The sequence below is a fragment of the Flavobacterium restrictum genome (genome assembly GCF_007097245.1).
Taxonomy (GTDB): Bacteria; Bacteroidota; Bacteroidia; order Flavobacteriales; family Flavobacteriaceae; genus Flavobacterium; species Flavobacterium restrictum.
Map to the genome: position 1 here is coordinate 24532 of NZ_VJZT01000002.1, position 19851 is coordinate 44382.

Here is a 19851-nt window from a genome sequence, read left to right on the forward strand (position 1 = left end):
GAGTCAATTTAGGTTTGACATTAACCTTAACTCCATGAAAAACAGGTTTATTATCGCCTATTCTTTTATAATTTTAAAATTCTGGACACCATGAGCATTGGTGACTTTTAAAAAGTAAATTCCGGATTTAAAAGCACTCATGTCAATATTATGAACAGACTTCACCTCATCTTCAAGGATTTTTCGTCCGAGTATATCAGTCAAAATGATTTGGTTTTGGTCGTCTAACAACTCCAAATAAACTTTATTTTGTACCGGATTTGGATAACAAAATTGTTTCAATTCTGAAAGATTTTCTACACCCAAAGAACAACTACTACCCACCACATACGAAATATATTTGGTTACAACAATTCCACCGCCTGTATAAGCAAATTTGACTGCGTAATTAATGGTTGCTCCTGTGGTTTGACCCGTAATAGTTTTGGTAAAAGTAGTTCCTGAAACAAGCGTCATTTGAGATTCGGCAAAAGGGGTTTGTTTCCATAAATACGCCACAACACTCCCTTTATCTTGATCCAAAAGTTCGAAAGTAATTTTGACATTCGTTCCTAGAGTTTCAAAAGCATAATTATAGCCCGTTGAGAATATTCCTTGTTGCGCACTAGTAGCCGTACCTGTACATTCCAGTACGGTTGTCGTTTTGGCGTTGAGCACAATTGGATTATTGGCAGCGGTATTTCCAGTCAAATCGCTTGCTGTGATGGTAAACGTATAATTGGTATTGGAAGTCAAATTTGGAATTACCAATGATTTTTGAACCCCCGAAGGGAAAGAAGTCGTCGTAGTTCCTGCGCTAGAAGTAACTTGATACGCTACTGTTCCAGAATCATCGGTAGCGTTCAATAGTAATTCGACAGTAGTTCCGGTTATTGTCCCCAATGTTGCTGTGAAATTAGCAGGTTTTTGGGTGTCGACAGTCGTGTTTTGATAGACTCTCACATAATCGATATCCATAGCGGTTTGTGTAAAATTAGTAGGCAAATCACCTGCAATTCCGCCCAATGCAATGTTCAATAAAAGGTATTGCTCTTTATCAAATGGCCAAGTGGTAACATCCTTAACCGCAGGATTGTAGGTATAATAAACAGTTCCATCAAGCAAAAACGATATTTGATTGGGTGACCAATTAACCGAATAAATATGGTAACTATTAGCCAAATCAGAGGCTATTATACCGCCGTTATTTACTGAATTTCCATGTGAAGAGGGCGTGTGCATGGTACTCTGAATGTAATTAATGGGTTGAGAACCAAAAATCCCGTGCTCCATAATATCGGTTTCGCCACAATAAGGCCAATCTGTAGTGCCGTAAGTAGCATCAAAATAACCACCGTCTTCGTTTACGTTTTTGCCCAACATCCATATTGCAGGCCAAGTTCCCGATTCAATTGGTAATTTGGCTCTAACGTCTACACGACCATATTTAAAAGCAAATTTAGAGTTCAATCGCGCCGACGTATAGTCCTTTGTGACGCCATTATCCGTAAAGGTTTCTTTTTTGGCCACTATATGTAGCAAGCCTGAAGCCACATAGGAGTTCGTAATGCCATCCGTGTAATGTTGCACTTCGCCATTGAACCAGCTTCCGCTAGCGGGTAATTGGGTTTGATGAAACCAATTATTTGCATCGACGGCGCCATTGGTATTGAACTCATCTGACCAAACTAAATCATTGTAAACGACATCGACTTGAGCAAAGCAAAAGTGCGCCATTAGAAAAAATAAAAACAGAATTTGAAGGGACGTATTTTTTTTCATGCTACTATTTTAATTTTTTAATTACTATTTGAAATTTGAATATAATTTAAGAAAATAACTTATCGTTCTACTAATTTCATAAAATCATTTGGCTTTCCATTACCAACTTTGGCGTTCGGTCAATTTTAAAAAGACCCCAATGTTTTTCAGGTTCCAAAGGTTCATTCGAGCCTTTCCAGGATTCATCAAAAGCTTCAAAAACAAAAGTCAAAATACCATCCTTATCCGTCCAATTGACTAAATCGTGGTAATAAATCTCTTGGTTTTCTTCGCTTACATTATGGGGTTCAATTCCTCGACCATTAGAATTTGTTGCCCAACCTGCCTCGGTAATCACCACTGGTTTATGGGGATACATATTGGCAACAGCAAAGTAATTATCCTTGGTATATTCTAATGCTTCATGAATGTTCTTGTATTCCCATACTGGATAGGTATGAATGGATATAAAATCAACCACCTCCACTAGCGGTTTCAATTTGCTCAACCATGGCACATAATTTTCGCAAAAAGTAACGGGTTGTTTGGCTTCGCTTTTAATTTGTTTTACATAATTAATCACACTCGAAACCGATACGTAATGATCTGTCCAATCCACGCAAGCTTCGTTTCCTGCTGATAGTGTACAAATAATTGTTGGATATGTATTGGCTAAACCAATGAGTTTTTGAATTTGGTTTTGGTTTTTAATGCGGTTGGCATCGAGTTCCGCTTCGGTGTACACGCCACCGCCCCAAGGACAACCAAAGTTGTTCATTTCGGCTACAATATAGGCACCAAGCATGATTTGGAACGGCAATTTTTCTTTTTCGATAACCTCAAGAACCACTTCGGCATGATCGTCGCAATCATATAAACGCAAGTAACTCCAATGGTCTTTTAATAATAGTAAATCTTCTTTTACTTCGTTATAACTGGGACAAATGCCACCTGGTTGTTGCCCTTCGCGAAAACCAGAATAACATATCGATCGTCCTGGAGTTAAATTTAATGCTTGAAATGTATTCATTTAATATTTTAATTTTTCATTTTTATCCCAAATACCCCAATAAGCCCCTACTTCGCCCTCTGCTCCTACTTTCCAAGATTCATCAAAAGAAGAAAAATAGAAAATATCAATATTTTCTTGTTGTGACCAAAGCTGTGTGTTTATAAAATATTTTATAGCGTTATCTCTGGACGGATGCGAATCTTTGAAGCTTTCGCCTTGGCTTGGCCAACCCGTTTCGGTAATAATTACTTTTTTACCATTTCCAGCGTGCAACGCTTGATGGTACATTTGTTTCATGTGTCCCAACGAATAATCAAGATTACAGCCTTCCCAATACGGATAACAATTGGTGAGAATCAAGTCGCAAGCCGCTGTTATTCTTGGTTTGATTGTAAATTCATAATATGCATCGACATAACTTACTGGAATAGTTGCTGTAATGGCTGTTTTAACTCTGTGGATGAAATCTAAAAGTTCATCTTCGGTTAAATCTTTTCGATACATAACCTCATTTCCTACGGCAGCAATATCTACAAAACCTTCGTTAGCGAGTTGTATCAGTCCTTCTATTTCTCTTTCGTTGACTTCCGGATCATCGCCCAACCAAGCTCCAACTAGCGTTTTAATACCATATTCTCGTGCAATTCTTGGTATAAATTCATTCCCTTCGGTACACGAAAAAGAACGAACCCATTGGGTATAAGGTGCAATGATTGCCATTCTACGGCGTACTTGCTCCTCGGATATGATGTCGCCCGGTTTTTGTCCATCTTCATACAAACTAAAACAAAGTCCGTGCATTCCTGTTTTTAAAACGGCATTAAAAAGGGTATCTAATTCTTCAGGTGATTTGCCATCATAATCAATCCCATTGTAATGATTACTCTCGTTAGTGTTATCAAATTTAACTTGATAAAGCGAATCTTCTTTTCTACTAAATGACATGTTTTCTCTTTATTTTAAAATTTTAATTTTTCGTTTTTATCCCATATTCCCCAACCTGCGCCAACTTCGCCTTCTTGTTTTGCTTTCCAAGATTCATCAAAAGAAGAGAAATAGAACAGTTCCACATTCTGCTTTTTGGCCCAATCTTGTACCCCAATAAAGTATTTCATGGCATTTATTCCTGATGGTTCTGCGGCATCTACTTTTTCTCCTTTACTTGGCCAACCCGTTTCGGTGATGATTACTTTTTTGCCTTTGGCTACTTGCTGGGTAACTTCGAGCATTCTGTCTAAATACGAAATCGCATAAGCATTATCCGCTCCTTCCCAAAAAGGATAACAGTTAACCAAAATAACATCGCAGGCATCGACCAAAGCAGGTCTATCTAGATATTGATAATAGGCATCTACATATCCAACAGGAATTGTGTCTGGCAAAGCAGCTCTCACTTTCTGGATGTAATGAATTAACTCCTGCTCGGCAATCTCGCCCCGATGCAGCACCTCATTTCCTATAGCTGCAATGTCAACTAAACCTACTTTTGCTAGAGCAATTAGCGATTGAATTTCTTTTTCATTTCTCTTTTTATCATCACTAATCCAAGCACCAACTACTGATTTCAAACCTTTTTGGTTTGCCATTTCTGGAATCAACTCGTTGCCTTCGGTACAAGAGAAAGAGCGAATCCATTGTGTGTGAGGTGCAATTATTTCTATACGGCGTCGAATTTGATTTTCCGACAAAATAGCACCCGCTTCCTGACCTTCGACATAAGGACTAAAACACAATCCGTGTAAACCCGTATTTAAAATTTCTGAAAATTGTGTTTTGATTTCAGCCTCACTTTTTGAACTTAAATCAATGCCCGAGATGGTATTAATCGCATTTCCGCTTTTTCCTAACGAAAGTAGTTTCCCAGAAAGATACGATGAAGATTGTTTTTTTACTGGGTTTTTTCTATCGTCCAATTGTTTTTTGATGGCTCTAGCTTTTTCTTCGGTTAAGTCATAATTCCACATAATCATCATGGCTATCAAAGTACCTGCAATAGGAACTCCTGAGAAAAAAAGTCTCAACCCTTCAACAGCACCTTCTGGTTGTACTGGCAAACTTGGATTGAAGCCAACAGAAGACATTATTACTCCCGTTAATAAACCAGCAATTGCAAAACCAAACTTTACCATCCACCAATATATAGCTCCAAAAACACCTTCTCTTCTTTTGCCAGAAGTCAATTCGTCCATATCACACACATCGGCTGTCATAGACATCATTAATGTAAATAAACTACCGATACCAAACGAAAAGAAAGGCAAAGCAAAAATGAACATATACGGTTTGCCCGGCACAAAGAAAAACCAAAGCATAATATATCCTACAATAGAAATGGCTTGGCAAACTAAAAAGGCTTTCTTTTTTTCCATTTTTTTTGACATCCAAGATACAATAGGAATAACCACAAAAGTGGTAGACAATGCACCTAAACATCCAAAAAGAGTTGGCCAAATACCAGCGTCTGTAGAACTTCCGTTAAATAGATAATACACCACAATAAAGAAAGTAAATCCTGCAACCGTATTAAAGGCATTAAAAATTAAAAAAGTCGCTATACAAAGTTTTGTAAAAGGCCCGTTTTTAAAAGCTTCTCCAAAACTTTCTAAAATTTCTTTGAAACTGCTTCCAATCGTTTTTATGGATAATGGCGAGAAACTTTCCTCTTCTAAAGTTGATTTACTTTTTATAAAAATAGCAGGAATCATAGCCAAAATCATACATGAAATACCAACCCAAATAGCCAAAGTTCTTGTGGCTGTATCTGCATTTGGAAACCATTTAGGGTCGTACATTACCACCCAAAACCAAGGTGCAATTACCCAAGCCCATTGTCCAATAAATTGTGATATTGCCATGATACTCGTTCTTTCATGAAAATCATCGCTCATTTCGTATCCCATTGCTACAAACGGAACACTAAAAATAGATAATCCTAAATAAAATACAGATGACCAAAAAAGAAAGTAGTAAAAATTATAATTTACCGAGTCTTCTCTATACAATTGCCACATAATCACAAATGAAATTCCCATTATTATAGAGCCAATAAAAACATATTGTCTTCGTCTTCCCCATTTAGATCGGGTATTATCCGAAATAAATCCCATAATTGGGTCTATAAAAGCATCTAAAATTCTAGGCAGAAAAAATAGCATACCCCACATCCAAGTTGGCATTTTTAAGTTTTCAACTAACACAACCATAAAAATACCCAAAGCTGCTGGAAACATTTGGTTGGCTAACATTCCTAATCCAAAGGCAATTTTTTGTCCCATTGGAACCAATCCTTTTGGGTTTGAATTTTGATTTGACATAATATTTTAAGTAATTTTTAGTTATATAATTATTTTGGTTTTGAATTTCATTTTTATATTCTCTTTTTTTCAAAAAAACAATACCCGATTAAACTTTTCTAATTGTTTTGTTTATTTTTTAATTAACAACGATGGTGTTTTGACGTCCATCCACAAAGCGTTTTCGTTACCGTTGTAGGTTTTAGTAATTGGTTTTCCGTTTCTCCCTAAACCATCAAAAGCACCCTTATCGACCAAATTCCAAAGCGCATATTTGGCTTGAGATTGCAAATTGAATAATCCAAAATGATTCTCGGAACCCACAGGATTACTGGTATCTTTCCAGTTTTCGTCAAAAGCTTCAAAATAAAAACACGTTATTCCCGACTTATTTGTCCAGTCGCGCATGAGTTTGTAATATTGAGCCGATTTGTATTCGTCGGTTGCTTTCGAGCCGTCATTGCCGTAAAAATCTTTATCCATTGTTGCCCAACCTGTTTCGCCAATATGGACGGGTTTTTTGACACCAATAGATTTCATATACTTGACCACGTTTTCGTATTGCGAAATGGCATAATCTCTGGCTCTTACCATAGCTGCGTCGATTTTTTCCCGTTCGGATAATCCATTTTCAGAAGCCAATACTCCCCAAAAATTGGGATTGTAATGCGTATCGTGCATCGGGTACGTATGCAACGAGATATAATCGACTGCTTTCATCAATTTTTTTAAATCTTCGGTGTGGTATTCGGTATCACCGCCGCCCCAAGACGCAAAATTATCGGAACTTGTTATCCAAAGTTTGTTGGGTAATTTGTGTTGCTTTTTTAGATTCTGCAAATGATTAACCCATTTCAAAATAATACTGGGTTGCACATAATAACTCGCCGCCCATTTGACCATTGCTTCATTTCCAACCGCAATTATCTTGATAATATCTGGATATTTGTTTGTCAATCTGACTGCTTCATCAATTTCAATAGCGTTTTTACTACTTTCTTCGTTGTGGTTGGGCGGTAGATTTGAAAAAGCATTTTTGCAATCAATCCAAGCTCCGAGCATGACATACATTTCAAATTTTGGGTCTTCTTTTTTTAATTCGCTGATGGCCATTAGCAAATTCGAAACCTCTTTGTAATGCACATTGTAGGTGCGAAGTATTTTGAAATTCGCTGCGGAAAGCAACTTTAAATCCTCTTTTATTTCCGGAATAGTAGGCTGTACTTCTCTAGAATTTGTTCTAAATCCACCATAACAAATGGCTTGATAATTGGGGTTTCCCAATAATTTTTCAGCCGTAATATCTTTTGCAGCCGCATAAACGTTTTTGCAATACAACAAGAGCAAAACTAAAGCTAGTATGTAAATGATTTTATTCATTAGCGTAAAAATTCTTTATTAATGGACACGACAACTTGCACTATTTCGTTAGTTCTTTGAAATATTTTTTTGCTGGTATCTGCATCTAATTCTAATGATTGGAATACTGAATTGCTACCATCTGCATAGTGCAATTCGATTTGGTTTTCTGCTGCGATTTTGTAAATTATAGGCACTTGACAAAAGCTAAAAGCCAAACTCTCTTTGGGTAATACAATTGGGTTTTGTTTTCCATCTACAGCTACAAAAATAACTTCTTGCTCCTGAAGAATAAATTCCTTTTTTTGAAGAATCGTAGGTTGAAATTGCACTTTTCCGTTGTTTATTTTCACTCCTAATTCGGCTATTCGAACCAGAATATCTTCTTTCACTTGCCCAGTCATTCCGGGTTGTTGCGCACCACGATGTTGTGGTGTATGCGAGTACGGATCAGTAGGAAATGCGCCGTAAACAGCTGGCGTTTTATGCACACCAATACCGCTACCAATTTCCTCATAATGAGCCACTAATTCTTTGATTACACTAGAATCTTCGTTTTGATTGATGGCTTTTATACACACTTCTTGTACCGCCAAATGCAGTTTGGAAACCATGTGCCAATAAATAGAACCCAATCCTTCAAAGGAGAAAAACGTTCCTGATCGCCCTGTAAACGCTTTGTGATTGAACACTTCTTCAAAAATGGCTAATACCGAAGTAGTTTCCTTGGCAACCAATTCTTGATAATTTTCTTGGGTTTTTAACGAATCCAAAGCAACTTTCAAATCACCGGCATTGTGAAAATTACCATTAAAATGATAATCGCCTTTGATGTCTTGATTGATAATCGAAAAATTACTGTTTTCGAGTAGTTTTTTCAACAAATCGGATTGTGCCACTTTTGCTTTAGGCAACCTATTTTTTTCTAAAAATTTAGGTAATTCTTTATTTGGGTATAAAATATAACTGTTTTGATCGGCTCTATACAAAGCACTTTTTCGCAAACCATTAAGGATTTCCAAGGTTTGTTTCCCATCCAAAAATCCAGAACTAATAACAGCAACTTGCCCTTCGAGCATTTCCGAAAGGTGCGAAATGGAGACTTCATTTTCTGTAGAAGACATCAAATTGTAAGCATGATACAACTTGTCTTCTCGCTGATTGGCTTGTATAGAATGATCGATAAAAGCCAAACTTACTTGGATAAAACTTTTTAAACCCGCAACCGAAATGGTAGTTTTTTGTCCATTAAAACCATTTTGATATACGTGTTCTCGGTATTTAGAAGCCGCAGTTCCTAAAGCATCTAAAATATTTTTGCGCTCCACATCTCCAATCGAATCCGCCAATAGCGGTTCAAATTGCAATAGATTTTCTCGAATAGCATCGTAAAACGTGACCATTTCGGTCGAAATTTTAATTTCTGTAACGGTTGAGTTATTTACTGTTTTTTGTAAAAAATCAAAAAATCGTCTCAAATAATACAACGTAACCATCGATACGCCATTGCCGACCAAAGCATTGTTGGCATCATTCCATTCTGGACGTTGGGTGTTCATCCAAATGCCGCCTTCGGGAATAAAGTTTGACATTTTTGCCAAAACTGTAGCGAGTATTTTCTCCACAAAATTGACATGGTATATCACCTTGTTTTCGGTTTGCAACAAAGCACCATCGGCACCAACGCTTTTGCGCAAGCCATTAATTTGAGTATCCAAATGATGATTAAAGGAAATTGTATCTTTTGGATTCTGCAAAATTTCCTCATACGATTTTATACAATATGGCACCGCAGCATACACAAAACATTCTTTGTCAAAATACGAATTCAACTTACCAGGATGCTGTTTCTCGATGAATTCCAAAAATTTCAATAAGTAAATAATTTGGTGATCGCCCCAATATCCTATGTACGACCACGGATTATCGGGTTCTATAGTTTCCCAATCAAAGCCTGATTTTGTCACTCGATACGGATTGTATCCATCAAATGTTGAAGCATTCAAAAACTTGAAAATCATGCCGTCAATAAATTCTGGATAGGCATACGCCAAGGCTTCCCAGTTCTGGAAAATATCGCGCCAGTTGCCTTCGTAATCCAAAATTTTGGAACCATCAATTTCACTTCGGGTATTAATAGAAAATTTATTCCAAGGGCGACTCGGATCGCCATGACGACGACTGAATTTAAGTGGTAAATATTCAGTACACAGACGCACCAAATCAGCATCTGTTTGATTAGAAAGCAAACTATTCAAGTAGGAATGAGAGAAAAAAGCTTCTAAATCGTTGATGAAAACGCTATTTCTACCGCAAACTTCTTTGTTGGCTTGGTTCAAATAAGTTACAAAATCATTTTTCTCAATTTCGTAATTGTGGTCAAAAATACCACCTCTCATGATATTAAAAAGCACGTTAGAAAAATGGCGGGTATCTTTTCGTTTATCGGCGGTGAATTGCAATCCGTCGGCTGTGGCATTGAGCGAAATCAGGTTTTGCTCTCCCAATTCTATATCCTCAATTACTTGATTTTCAATATTTTTATCGTGAAGTATTGCTTCGCAAAGTGCTATAACTTGCGACTGATTTTGATTGACATTCGCAATAATTTTCCAGCTTTTGGAGGAATCTTTTGGTAAGAGCAAATCGGCTACAACAAAATAGGCACCTTTTTCACCTTTGACATCGGTTTCGGATTGTATATTTTGTTTTTTTCTAAAGGTCGGAAGTTGTAATGAAGAGAGTAAATAGGTTGGATTTTCGATTCCCAATGACCATGCAATATTTGTTTTTAGCGACTCACTCGGTTCCGCTTTGTCAACAATTATAGCACTCAATCCAAAAATTCCCACACCACTTTCTGCCTGAATTTCGTTTCGTTTGTAGGCATCAACCAAGTTACTGGTGGTGGTTTGTAAATCACTCGTTACGCCATTTGGCATAATATTCTGGATTCCGTCTAGAGCTGTAATGGAATAATCGTTTTGAGAATGATTGGTAATTTCGGATTTTTTCACAAAACCAAAACGATCGCTGGAACACCATTCGTAGCTAAATGTCAACTCCAAATCATGATGAATTTCCTCAAAAATGATTTTGTTACCAAACAAATTCTTGTACAAATTTCTACTGATGTTGTACTTGTCATTGAATCGTTCCGAAAAAGGTTCCCAAACCATTACTTGATTGTCATGCTGAATTTGAAAAATAGATTTGCTTCCTGTGATATCAGCAAATTCGGTAATTTTATCATCCGTATAATAGGGAAAAAGTGCAAATTCGGCATTTTTTCGTCCTGCGGTGAGTCCGCCATTACTGGAAATAAACATCCAATGATCCGAATCGCTTACGACGCTCATAAAAAAGGGTCGCATGTTTTCGTTGTTGGCAATTTTATAATAGTTTTCTCCTGCTATACTTACTATTTCCATCGTTTTAATCTTTAATTTTGGTTTTATTAGCTCTAAAAAAGGGGCTGACTGCGCTCCTTCTTTTTAAAAAATCGTCTTTATTTCTTGTTTTTGGATGACATTAATCCATGACAAAAACACTATTAGCTCTTTTTTAAAAAAAAGCTAATACGTATTCCAGTTAATTTCAGTTTGAATTATAATTTAATTCGCCTACCCTTTTTTGTAAGCTCTTACGTAGTCAATAGTCATTTTTTGAGGAAATGGTGTTAGGGAATTTGGATTACCCAAGAAATTCCCACCTACAGCTACATTCAAAATCATGTAGAAAGGATGGTCAAAAACCCAATTTCCTCTTGCTTCCACTTCGGATCTTTCGATTCGTTTGAACAAATAATCATCCACGAAAAAATCGATTTTGGATTCATCCCATTCCACAGCAAAAACATGAAAATCAGTATCATAACGACTATCGATTAGGGTATTTTTGCCTGTTATAGGATCTGCACCATAATACCCAGGGCCATGAATAGAGCTTTGAATGATATTAGGTTGCTGTCCTCTTAATTCCATAATATCAATTTCACCACAAGTAGGCCACGTAGGAAATTCGGCATTATCACCTAACATCCAGAAAGCAGGCCATAATCCTAACCCGTAAGGCGTTTTGAGTCTGGCTTCGAAGCGTCCGTATTTTTGTTCTAAAATTCCTTTGGTTTTTATCCTAGCCGAAGTGTAAGAAGCGGTTTGAAAATTTTCTTTGATGGCGGTAATTACGAGATTCCCCGCTCCATCCATCGAAATATTTTGTGGACGATTGGTGTAATATTGCAGTTCCTTATTTCCCCATCCGTTATCACCCGTTCCTATGTCATAAACCCATTTGGTAGCGTCTGGAGATTCGCCAAGAGTTCCATTAAATTCATCGCTCCAAGCCAGTTGCCAGTTGCGTTTGTCTAATTTTTGGGTAGCATCGGTACTGCAACTCATGGTTACCAGTAGCGTACTAATCGCTATATATTTGGCGGCAGATTTTAGTATTAAATTGCTCATAATTTTTAATTAAATTGTTATAAATTTTTTGAAAAGCACGCATTCAAAATCGAAATCAAAAAAAGCTGATTCCTTTTTTGTTATCTATTGCTAATTTTTGTAGAAATAGATATTATCGGCATAAAAATTAGAAACGTTGGTTCCCGAAAAAATGATTTGTGCTAGATGCGCTCTCGTTGTTAAGCTAGGCATATTGGTAAATGGAACGTCTAAACTAATCCAATTTTTAGCAACCAATGTTGGACTTGTATAGGTTAACGTATGACTTTTATCATCCGTACCACCATAAACTCCATCAGCACCAAAATCTACTAGTTGAATTTTAAAATTAGCACCCGAAGCTAAAGTGCCCGGAATAAAAAGATCTAGGTGCATGTGTGTCATGGCAGTAACATTTATGGTAGGTTGACTAAATTGTATGCCCACAAAATTAAAATTAGTGTAGTTCAACACTGTATCACCATTTACATTAAAATCAGCCGATTGCGTGGTTTGGTATGGTGCCCAGTAGCCATTGTAATATTCTACAGGAGCATTGGTATACGCATTACTAAAAATAGTAATCACATTAGCGGCAGGTTTTACAGGCGTAGGTGCTGCTGCAAAAGCGCCTAATGACTGCACGGTTAGAGAACCTTTGGCTTGAACTCCTCCTATCGAAGCCGTAATAACGGCTGTTCCGGGGCCAACTGTACTCACTACCCCTTGCGAATCTACTGTTGCTACAGCGGTATTAGACGAAGCAAAATTGAAATAATTGACCGATGTAGTCACCACTTGATCCGTTCCGTTTAACAAATTAAATGTTGATGCTAAACCAGTAACCGTTGCCGAAACGCCAACAAAAGAAGTTACTGATGTGTCTAAACCACCATTTATGGAGGGTTGAGGATAGGCGATAGTGCCAATGTTTTCGAACTTTACCTCATCGATCCAAAAAGAGAATCCGTTACCATTTTCTGGCCCTGCAGAGATGTAAAACATTCCTTTTTCGGTTTTTAATTTGGAGGCATCAGGAATTGGAATCGTATATTTTTTCCAAACGGTGCTCAATCGTAAATTACTTAAGGAAGCAGGATAGGTATTGGCACCTAAATCAATCCCGAAACCAACAACCCCAAGTGTTGATGCCACCGAGGATTTTGCCCAAAAAGTTAAGGCATTATAGCTCGAAAGGTCTCTACCAACTGCGGTAAAAAAAGCGCCACCGGCATAAGACCCAGCGGGATCATTCACATTAGGAACATCAAAACGCATGGAAGCACTTGTGTTGTTGTAAGTCACTTTATTATCTACTTGAAAAGCAAATATATCAGTACCACTAAAGGCGGCATAAATTAATCCACTACTAAAACCGTCAATAAATACATTGGGGTCTTTGGAGAATTTAGCTACTTGCAAATCGGAATCGTCGTTTTGACAGCCCAAAAAGAATAGTAATGTAAAAAGACCTATAACTATTCTATTAAATTTAATACTTGAGAGAGTTTTCATTATATCTATTTTATTAATTACCAATGTTTATTTGTAGATAGGTTTTAATTTCCCATTCTTGACCATTAGGAAACCCAATGGCGGTAGGATTAGGAACTAAATTCCCTGTTACATCCAATATTTGTGTTGGATTATATCTATTAGAATATTGATCTAATGAGCGCCATGTCCCTCTAATACCAAGTCTAGTTCCTGGAAGTATGAACCAATCTGGTTTTCCAATTCCAAAAGAAATATCAGTCATTAATTGCAAAGGGTAAGTCAAATTGAAATCTCGGTGGTAATCATAAGGTCCCCAATCGTTTACTTTTACAAATGAGTTTACTTTCATTTTTTTGTAAATCATTTTGAAATCGACTCCATAACGTTTAATCGTTCTCGCATTACTACCATTTCCTTGAGCAGGCCCACCATAAACATTAGCAATAAAACCAAAATCAGAACTAAATTTAGAAACAATTCTTGCTTGTGTTTCCCACAAATCTTTTGCAGGTGGTGCTCCTGGAAAAGCAAAAGTTGTTCTTCCATTAGACAAAATACCTATTGCAGCATCTTGTGTCGTTGGCAAATGGCGGTACACAAATCCTGCACTTATGGCAAATTTAGCATCTTCGGATCGGTCATTATCCCAATCGTACATCCAAGTACCTGGAGTAGGGTCAAACGTGAATAATATCTCACCCGCAACTTGTTTTCTATTTACTCTAACAACAAATGGATCATCAACAATATTTCTTGGTCTTCCTGGTGCTGCAACAGTAGTTGTTATAGGCCCTTCAAGCGGTTCTTGCCATAAAAAGTTAGGCGCAATTTGCAACTTACCCGCATTATAGGTAAAACCACTTAAAAAGTTGTATTGATTCCCGCTACCGCTATCTTTAAGTCTCCAACCAGTAAAAGTTTGTGTAAGGTCAGCTCCACCACCAGCAACTAATCCTTGAGCGGCAGCTTGTGCGTACCAATTAATTTTTCCTCCAGTATAGGTTAGTTTTACTTTCCCTCCCAAATTGTCTTTGGATTCAATTTGGTTTACAAATACTTGTTCGACACCATTTATTTCTCTCATGACTTGATATTCGCGTCCTTTGAGTGGTTGCCCAGCCCAAATTCCACCTAAATCAACTGCTAATTTTCCGAATTTTCTATTTACTTGAACTGTAAATCGGCGTGTTTTAGGTTGCGGAATAGCAAAGGAACTTTCGGTAACTCCACGTTGTTCTATATCTTCATGGAAAATTCCTGTAAAATCATATTTCCCAATACTTTTGGAATATTTAAGCAACACCGCTGGATTCGCTCCCCACCAAAGTTGTGGTCCAAAAGCCAATTTAAATCCCTTAAATGTTTTCTTTCCTTCCATTTCAAAACCAAAAGGAGCAACGCCATTGTAAGTATCAATATTAGGTCCATAATTAGCTTCGGGATATAAACCAAAGAAATCGCCTTCGTACCCCCAGTGGTAATGACCAGTTCTATAAAAACCATTTAAACTAAATAGTTTTTCATCCCATTTGTAACTCGCTCTGTACACTTCGACACGGTTGTTTGATTGTAAACTTACGTCGCCATTAGGACCAGTTACCAATACTGGTCTGCCTCTATTTTCATAAAACACTTCGTCAATTTGATTGAGTGCTACATTGCCTAAAATATTGAATTCTACATTAGCAGTCATATTTCCAGACGGACTTCCCTCCACGCCCACATAATAGGATTGCATGTGGTCAAAACCAAGTTTGTTTGGATACGTTGTATTGTTAGTTGGTGCTTCTGTAGGTGTTGTGATTAAATTTCCACCTGTATTAAACGTACTGAATTCAGCTGATAATCTAGAAAATTTAATTTTACCTCCTTTTTGACTATCCAATGCTGCTTTATCGGCTCTTGCTTTTAGCGAAGCATCTAAAATTTGAATTTTATCAAAATAAGGATCTATATCACTTGCTAATTTTCCGTTGGCGTAAGGATTAAATTGATGCACTTCTTTCAAAATGTAGTAAGCAGATCTTGGATAAAGTTGGTAATTACCATGGCTATTGGTTGGCCCTTTGGCACAAATACCAAACCACTCTTCATTCATATTGTTTTCGCCTTTTACAAAATCAAAAGCATACCCTCCATTAGCCCAAGAAGCATTGTTGTCATGTACGTCTAAAAATTTAGTTTGACCAAATTTCCACCATCCATCGCTAAATTGAAAGGTAAATCCACCCAAACAGTTGCCGCTTTTACCCATGCCAGCAGCGTTTTCGTAAATTTCTTTCCAATTGTTTTTTAGAATCTTTGCTTGTGCATTTTGATCTTCTTCACCTGTTACAGCATTAAAAGCATCCGATCCAAATTCTGGAAACATAACTGGTTTTCCGTACTCTTTTTTGACACGTTCAAACATATCCCCAAACGAGTTGCCGCGGTATACATTTACACCTAAAACATCTACATCTGGACATTCTTTGGCAATAATATCTAAAAATAATAAGTCACCATTGCATATCGCCATTGGATGCGACGGGTCTATAGCTTTCATTGCTACAACCGCTTCGTTGAATAAAGAATAAAGGTATTGAGCACGTTTGGTCGATTGTCTATCCATTACTGGAATATCTTCTGTTTCGGCTCCATCCCAAAACAAACCGTAATTATTTTCATTTCCTAATAAAAACAAAAGCAATCCTTTGGTATCCTTATATTCAGCAACCATCTCTTTTGCTTCTTTCAAAAGCAGTTCACGAGTATCAGCGTTAGCATATTCGGTGTTGGCAACCCAAGTCCCTTTTATTGTCAAACCATAACGTCCAAACGAATGGTTCAACATCGTGTAAATCCCAAAATTGGTATACACATACTCTATCCATTTTTTGGGCATACCAGCATAGACTCTTATGGTATTAACCCCCATATTTTTGAGCAATCCCATTTCATTGTCCAAAGCAGTCTGAATCACATTATCTGGCTGTTTCCAAAGGCTGTAACTGTAATTGGTTCCAATAGGAAAATAATCCCAGTTTACTCCGTTTATCATAAAGTCATTACCATTGACTTTAAGCCTCATTCCAGAAGTGCTTTTGTCTACAGTTACCCTATCTGCTTGGGAATACATATTGAGTGAACAATAGCAGCTGATTAGTAAAAAAATTATTTTTTTCATAATAAAAATATTTGTTTTGAATGTTTAATAAAATTTAATGCGAAATCAAAAAAAGTGTATTCCTTTTCTATCCGTGTTCTTAATAGGAACAACTCGATAATAATTATAGTTTGTAGGGCTACAAATCTGTTTTTAATAAAAAAATATTGGAATCATTAAGCCGAAATAGCGCAATTGATTGAAGAGACATTAGTACTGATTGGAAGATCATAATGGGTTGTGGTTTTGGGTTAGTCATTTGGTTTAAAATTCTAGAATATAAAAATAACATTACTACATCGTAATAGATAAAAATGAACCACAACAAAAAACATACAACGAAAAAAAAATTAACTTTTTTTTAATAATCCAATAAAAAACAACAGTATTATTGCGAAAATCCAAATTGCGTTTCACCAAAAAATAAAAAAAAACCACAACAATATCGCTATTGTTGTGGTAATGTATAGTTAAAAAAATTGTTTTTATGAGAACCTATACAGCCATTATATACTCTACAAGTCCTTGTTCGTGGGTTAAATCCATTTTTTTACGCAAACGGTATCGTTTTATCTCCACACTACGAACGGATATATTAAGGAGCGGTGCCACTTCTTTGGAAGAAAGATTCAAACGCAAGTAGGCACAAAGTCTCAAATCATTTGGCGTCAAGGAAGGATGCGCTATTTTGACTCTTTTTAGGAAATCTTTATCGGCATTATCAAATGCTTCTTTGAAAACTTTCCAAGAATCCTCTTCGGTTATGTTTTTATTAATCGTACTAATTACTGATTTGATACTAATTCCACCGTTTTCGGCATTCTTTTTCAAATCTTCTTTTATAAAAGCCAACAACTCGTTTTTGCTATTCAAACTCATTGTTGAAGCCGCCAACTCTTTATTTTTCAAATCTACATCATGCGATAATTCTTCATTCCTGATACGCATTAATTGCTGTTGATTTTCCAGTTCTTTGATTTCTAGCAGGATACTATTTTCCTCAATTAGTTTTTCTTTTTGTTTCAAGTAGTACGCTTTATAGGTTTTATGAATAAATCGAGCGAGCAAGACTAACAAAATGAAGTAAAAAAACATCGCTAGATTAGAATTATACCAAGGTTTCTCGACGGTAAAAGCATAAACAGCAGTGTTTTCTAGTACCGAATTCAAAAATTTAGCTCTCACTTTAAACACATAGTCGCCAGGCGGTAAATTTTTGAAGTTGACAGTTGGTCGTGCGCTCCATTTACTCCATTCGTCTTGAAAACCAATTAACGCATACTGGTATTCGGCATTGATGTATTTATTGAATTCAGGCACCGTAAAACTCAACGTGACATTATTCACGTCATAATCAAAACTTCCTGCCTCGTTAATAGCGCAATTCTTGAAACTTTCGTTCAGTTTATTTACGGCAATATTCGAAATGGATACCGTATAATTTTTGAAACTCAAGTCATTTATATTCAACATATAATACCCATCCGTAGTTCCTATCAAATAAATAGTATTCGAAATTTGAGTAATATTCTCATAGCCCAACATCGAGTTTGTCAAAGAAGCAGGAATAGGAATCACATTTTCCTTGAGTTGATTACTCAATTTACTCAACGAAAAATAATGAATGTAATTCTTGGACAACAACCATATTTTATTGGTATTATCCACAATTAATTTACCAGAAGTATATTCGTCTTTTTCGAAAACGGCACTTAACAAACGGTCTTTTTCGAACTGCTTTGTTTTTGGATTTAGTTTAAAAATCCCTTCTTTGTACGCATAATAAATAACATTATTAAAGGTAATTAAACTAGCACTTTTCCCTTTTGTAGGCGATGTGTAGGTAAAAAACGGGGTAGTTTTAAGCAAATCTGGATCTAAATGCAATCTAAAAACACCTTTGTATTCATGGCTCACATAAACATCGAGTGATTGCGTAACCTCAAAATACCGTGACGAATAATCAAAACCAGCTATTTTATTCCTGTACACCCATTGGTTATTTACTTTTTGCAAAACCGAAATTCCGTAATAATTCCCTTGTATCAAAAAATTAGGATAGCCAGGAATGATTCCAAATTTCCAAGTTCCAGCCATCGAAAAAATAGTCGTAGCAACGCCTTCATTTACGGTAAAAGTCCCTGAATCATGTCCACAAAAAAGCGTTCCTTGGTACTCGAACAAGGACCAAACTTGCCCTTTTGTCCCCGCAATAAATTGAAATTCTTGATTGCTTTGGTACTTTTTATAAAACAATCCTTGATTTGTACCCACATACAAGTTGCCATTGAACAATTTAGACGCATATACTGTTCCTAAAATACCGGTATCATCCGTAAAACTTTGAACAGGCGATTTCAAATTGATACAATTAATACCATTATCCAACCCAATCCAAAGGTTTTTATCACCATCCTCATACAAGGATAAGGCGGTATTATTACTCAAACCATTGCTTTGCGAAATGTGGTATTTCAACTTTCCATCGGGTGTAATTATAAAAATTCCCTTGGATACCGTACCAATAGCAAAGCTACCATCCGACAATAATTTACTATTATAAATACTACTTGAAGCTAATTGAGTATCCACATCGGTACTGAATTTTGTCAAGATGTTGCCTACTAGTTTATAAAAACCATTCCATTGTGTTTGAATCAAAAGCCCTTCATTACTGGCAAAAACATTGATAATGCGATTTTGTATCAAAACAGGATTATTAGAGACTAAATGTCCCTTGCCACTCTCAATTTCAAATAATCCTTCGTTAACCGTTTGATAATAAATAGCGGAACTCGTGCGATAGGATTTGGTTATTTCATGTTGGGGTGCAATGATGTTAAAATGCCCGCTTTTAGAATCATAAATATATATTTTATCCAAAGACTGAAAAACGACCCATTGTTCATAATTCCAAATATTCCAAAATTCCTCATCATCTAAAATACTTTTTTTGAGCGTTTTGCTCAAGGAAGTGTATTTTAGTTTACCATCATTTTGACGCGACCAAAAACCAAATTCCATATAACAACCCGTATAAATCTTGGCTCCAATTACTTTTACCGAACGAATAATTGTTTCGTTTGGCGATGGGTACAACTCCCAACTGGTTCCGTTAAACTCCAAAAGTCCTTCGTTATTAGCAAAATAAATAAAACGATTCTTGTCTTGCGAAATCATCCAATTTTGATTTCCAGCTCCATATACGTTGGGTGCATATTTTACAATAGGAGGCAATTCTTGAGAAAAAACAACGGAACTCAACAAAAAGAGTATCCCATATAGTTTATTTTTCATTTGTAGTTGAAGATTGAATTTGGTGTAAAACTAAATTAAAAATAGCTTTTTTTTAAAAAATTTTAC

Annotated in this window: 10 protein-coding genes; all 10 read right to left on the reverse strand. The window is 36.4% G+C overall.

What is annotated here, in order from left to right; genetic code table 11:
* Positions 1–57 precede the first annotated feature (57 nt).
* A complete protein-coding gene (locus FNW21_RS02305; RefSeq protein WP_144255127.1) occupies positions 58–1761 on the reverse strand; it encodes a family 16 glycosylhydrolase in 1704 nt (567 codons plus the stop codon).
* A gap of 76 nt (positions 1762–1837) precedes the next feature.
* Positions 1838–2770: a glycoside hydrolase family 17 protein gene (locus tag FNW21_RS02310; RefSeq protein ID WP_144255128.1), complete on the reverse strand. Its 933-nt coding sequence runs from the start codon at positions 2768–2770 to the stop codon at positions 1838–1840.
* Positions 2771–3697, reverse strand: a complete 927-nt coding sequence (locus tag FNW21_RS02315) for a glycoside hydrolase family 17 protein (RefSeq protein ID WP_144255130.1) — start codon at positions 3695–3697, stop codon at positions 2771–2773. It lies immediately after the preceding gene.
* A gap of 14 nt (positions 3698–3711) precedes the next feature.
* Positions 3712–6066: an MFS transporter gene (locus tag FNW21_RS02320; protein WP_221932042.1), complete on the reverse strand. Its 2355-nt coding sequence runs from the start codon at positions 6064–6066 to the stop codon at positions 3712–3714.
* Between the two features lie 111 nt (positions 6067–6177).
* The gene (locus FNW21_RS02325) at positions 6178–7425 is read right to left on the reverse strand and encodes a glycosyl hydrolase family 17 protein (protein ID WP_144255131.1); all 1248 of its coding nucleotides are present in this window, start codon (positions 7423–7425) and stop codon (positions 6178–6180) included.
* A complete protein-coding gene (locus FNW21_RS02330) occupies positions 7425–10835 on the reverse strand; it encodes a hypothetical protein (protein WP_144255133.1) in 3411 nt (1136 codons plus the stop codon). Before FNW21_RS02330 ends, FNW21_RS02325 begins: the two co-directional genes overlap by 1 nt.
* A 192-nt stretch (positions 10836–11027) precedes the next feature.
* Entirely contained in the window at positions 11028–11867 is an 840-nt protein-coding gene (locus tag FNW21_RS02335; protein WP_144255135.1) for a glycoside hydrolase family 16 protein, read from the reverse strand.
* 90 nt (positions 11868–11957) lie between these two features.
* Entirely contained in the window at positions 11958–13361 is a 1404-nt protein-coding gene (locus FNW21_RS02340) for a glycosyl hydrolase family 16 (protein ID WP_144255137.1), read from the reverse strand.
* A gap of 13 nt (positions 13362–13374) precedes the next feature.
* The gene (locus tag FNW21_RS02345) at positions 13375–16509 is read right to left on the reverse strand and encodes a glycoside hydrolase 5 family protein (RefSeq protein WP_144255138.1); all 3135 of its coding nucleotides are present in this window, start codon (positions 16507–16509) and stop codon (positions 13375–13377) included.
* 474 nt (positions 16510–16983) lie between these two features.
* On the reverse strand, positions 16984–19785 hold the full coding sequence (locus FNW21_RS02350) for a helix-turn-helix and ligand-binding sensor domain-containing protein (RefSeq protein WP_144255140.1): 2802 nt from the start codon (positions 19783–19785) through the stop codon (positions 16984–16986).
* Between the last annotated feature and the right edge of the window lie 66 nt (positions 19786–19851).

Coding starts and splice junctions, on each gene's coding strand:
- FNW21_RS02345 (WP_144255138.1), bottom strand. CDS start 16,509: ATGAAAAAAATAATTTTTTTACTAATCAGCTGCTATTGTTCACTCAAT.
- FNW21_RS02310 (WP_144255128.1), bottom strand. CDS start 2,770: ATGAATACATTTCAAGCATTAAATTTAACTCCAGGACGATCGATATGT.
- FNW21_RS02325 (WP_144255131.1), bottom strand. CDS start 7,425: ATGAATAAAATCATTTACATACTAGCTTTAGTTTTGCTCTTGTTGTAT.
- FNW21_RS02350 (WP_144255140.1), bottom strand. CDS start 19,785: ATGAAAAATAAACTATATGGGATACTCTTTTTGTTGAGTTCCGTTGTT.
- FNW21_RS02330 (WP_144255133.1), bottom strand. CDS start 10,835: ATGGAAATAGTAAGTATAGCAGGAGAAAACTATTATAAAATTGCCAAC.
- FNW21_RS02340 (WP_144255137.1), bottom strand. CDS start 13,361: ATGAAAACTCTCTCAAGTATTAAATTTAATAGAATAGTTATAGGTCTT.
- FNW21_RS02315 (WP_144255130.1), bottom strand. CDS start 3,697: ATGTCATTTAGTAGAAAAGAAGATTCGCTTTATCAAGTTAAATTTGAT.
- FNW21_RS02305 (WP_144255127.1), bottom strand. CDS start 1,761: ATGAAAAAAAATACGTCCCTTCAAATTCTGTTTTTATTTTTTCTAATG.
- FNW21_RS02320 (WP_221932042.1), bottom strand. CDS start 6,066: ATGTCAAATCAAAATTCAAACCCAAAAGGATTGGTTCCAATGGGACAA.
- FNW21_RS02335 (WP_144255135.1), bottom strand. CDS start 11,867: ATGAGCAATTTAATACTAAAATCTGCCGCCAAATATATAGCGATTAGT.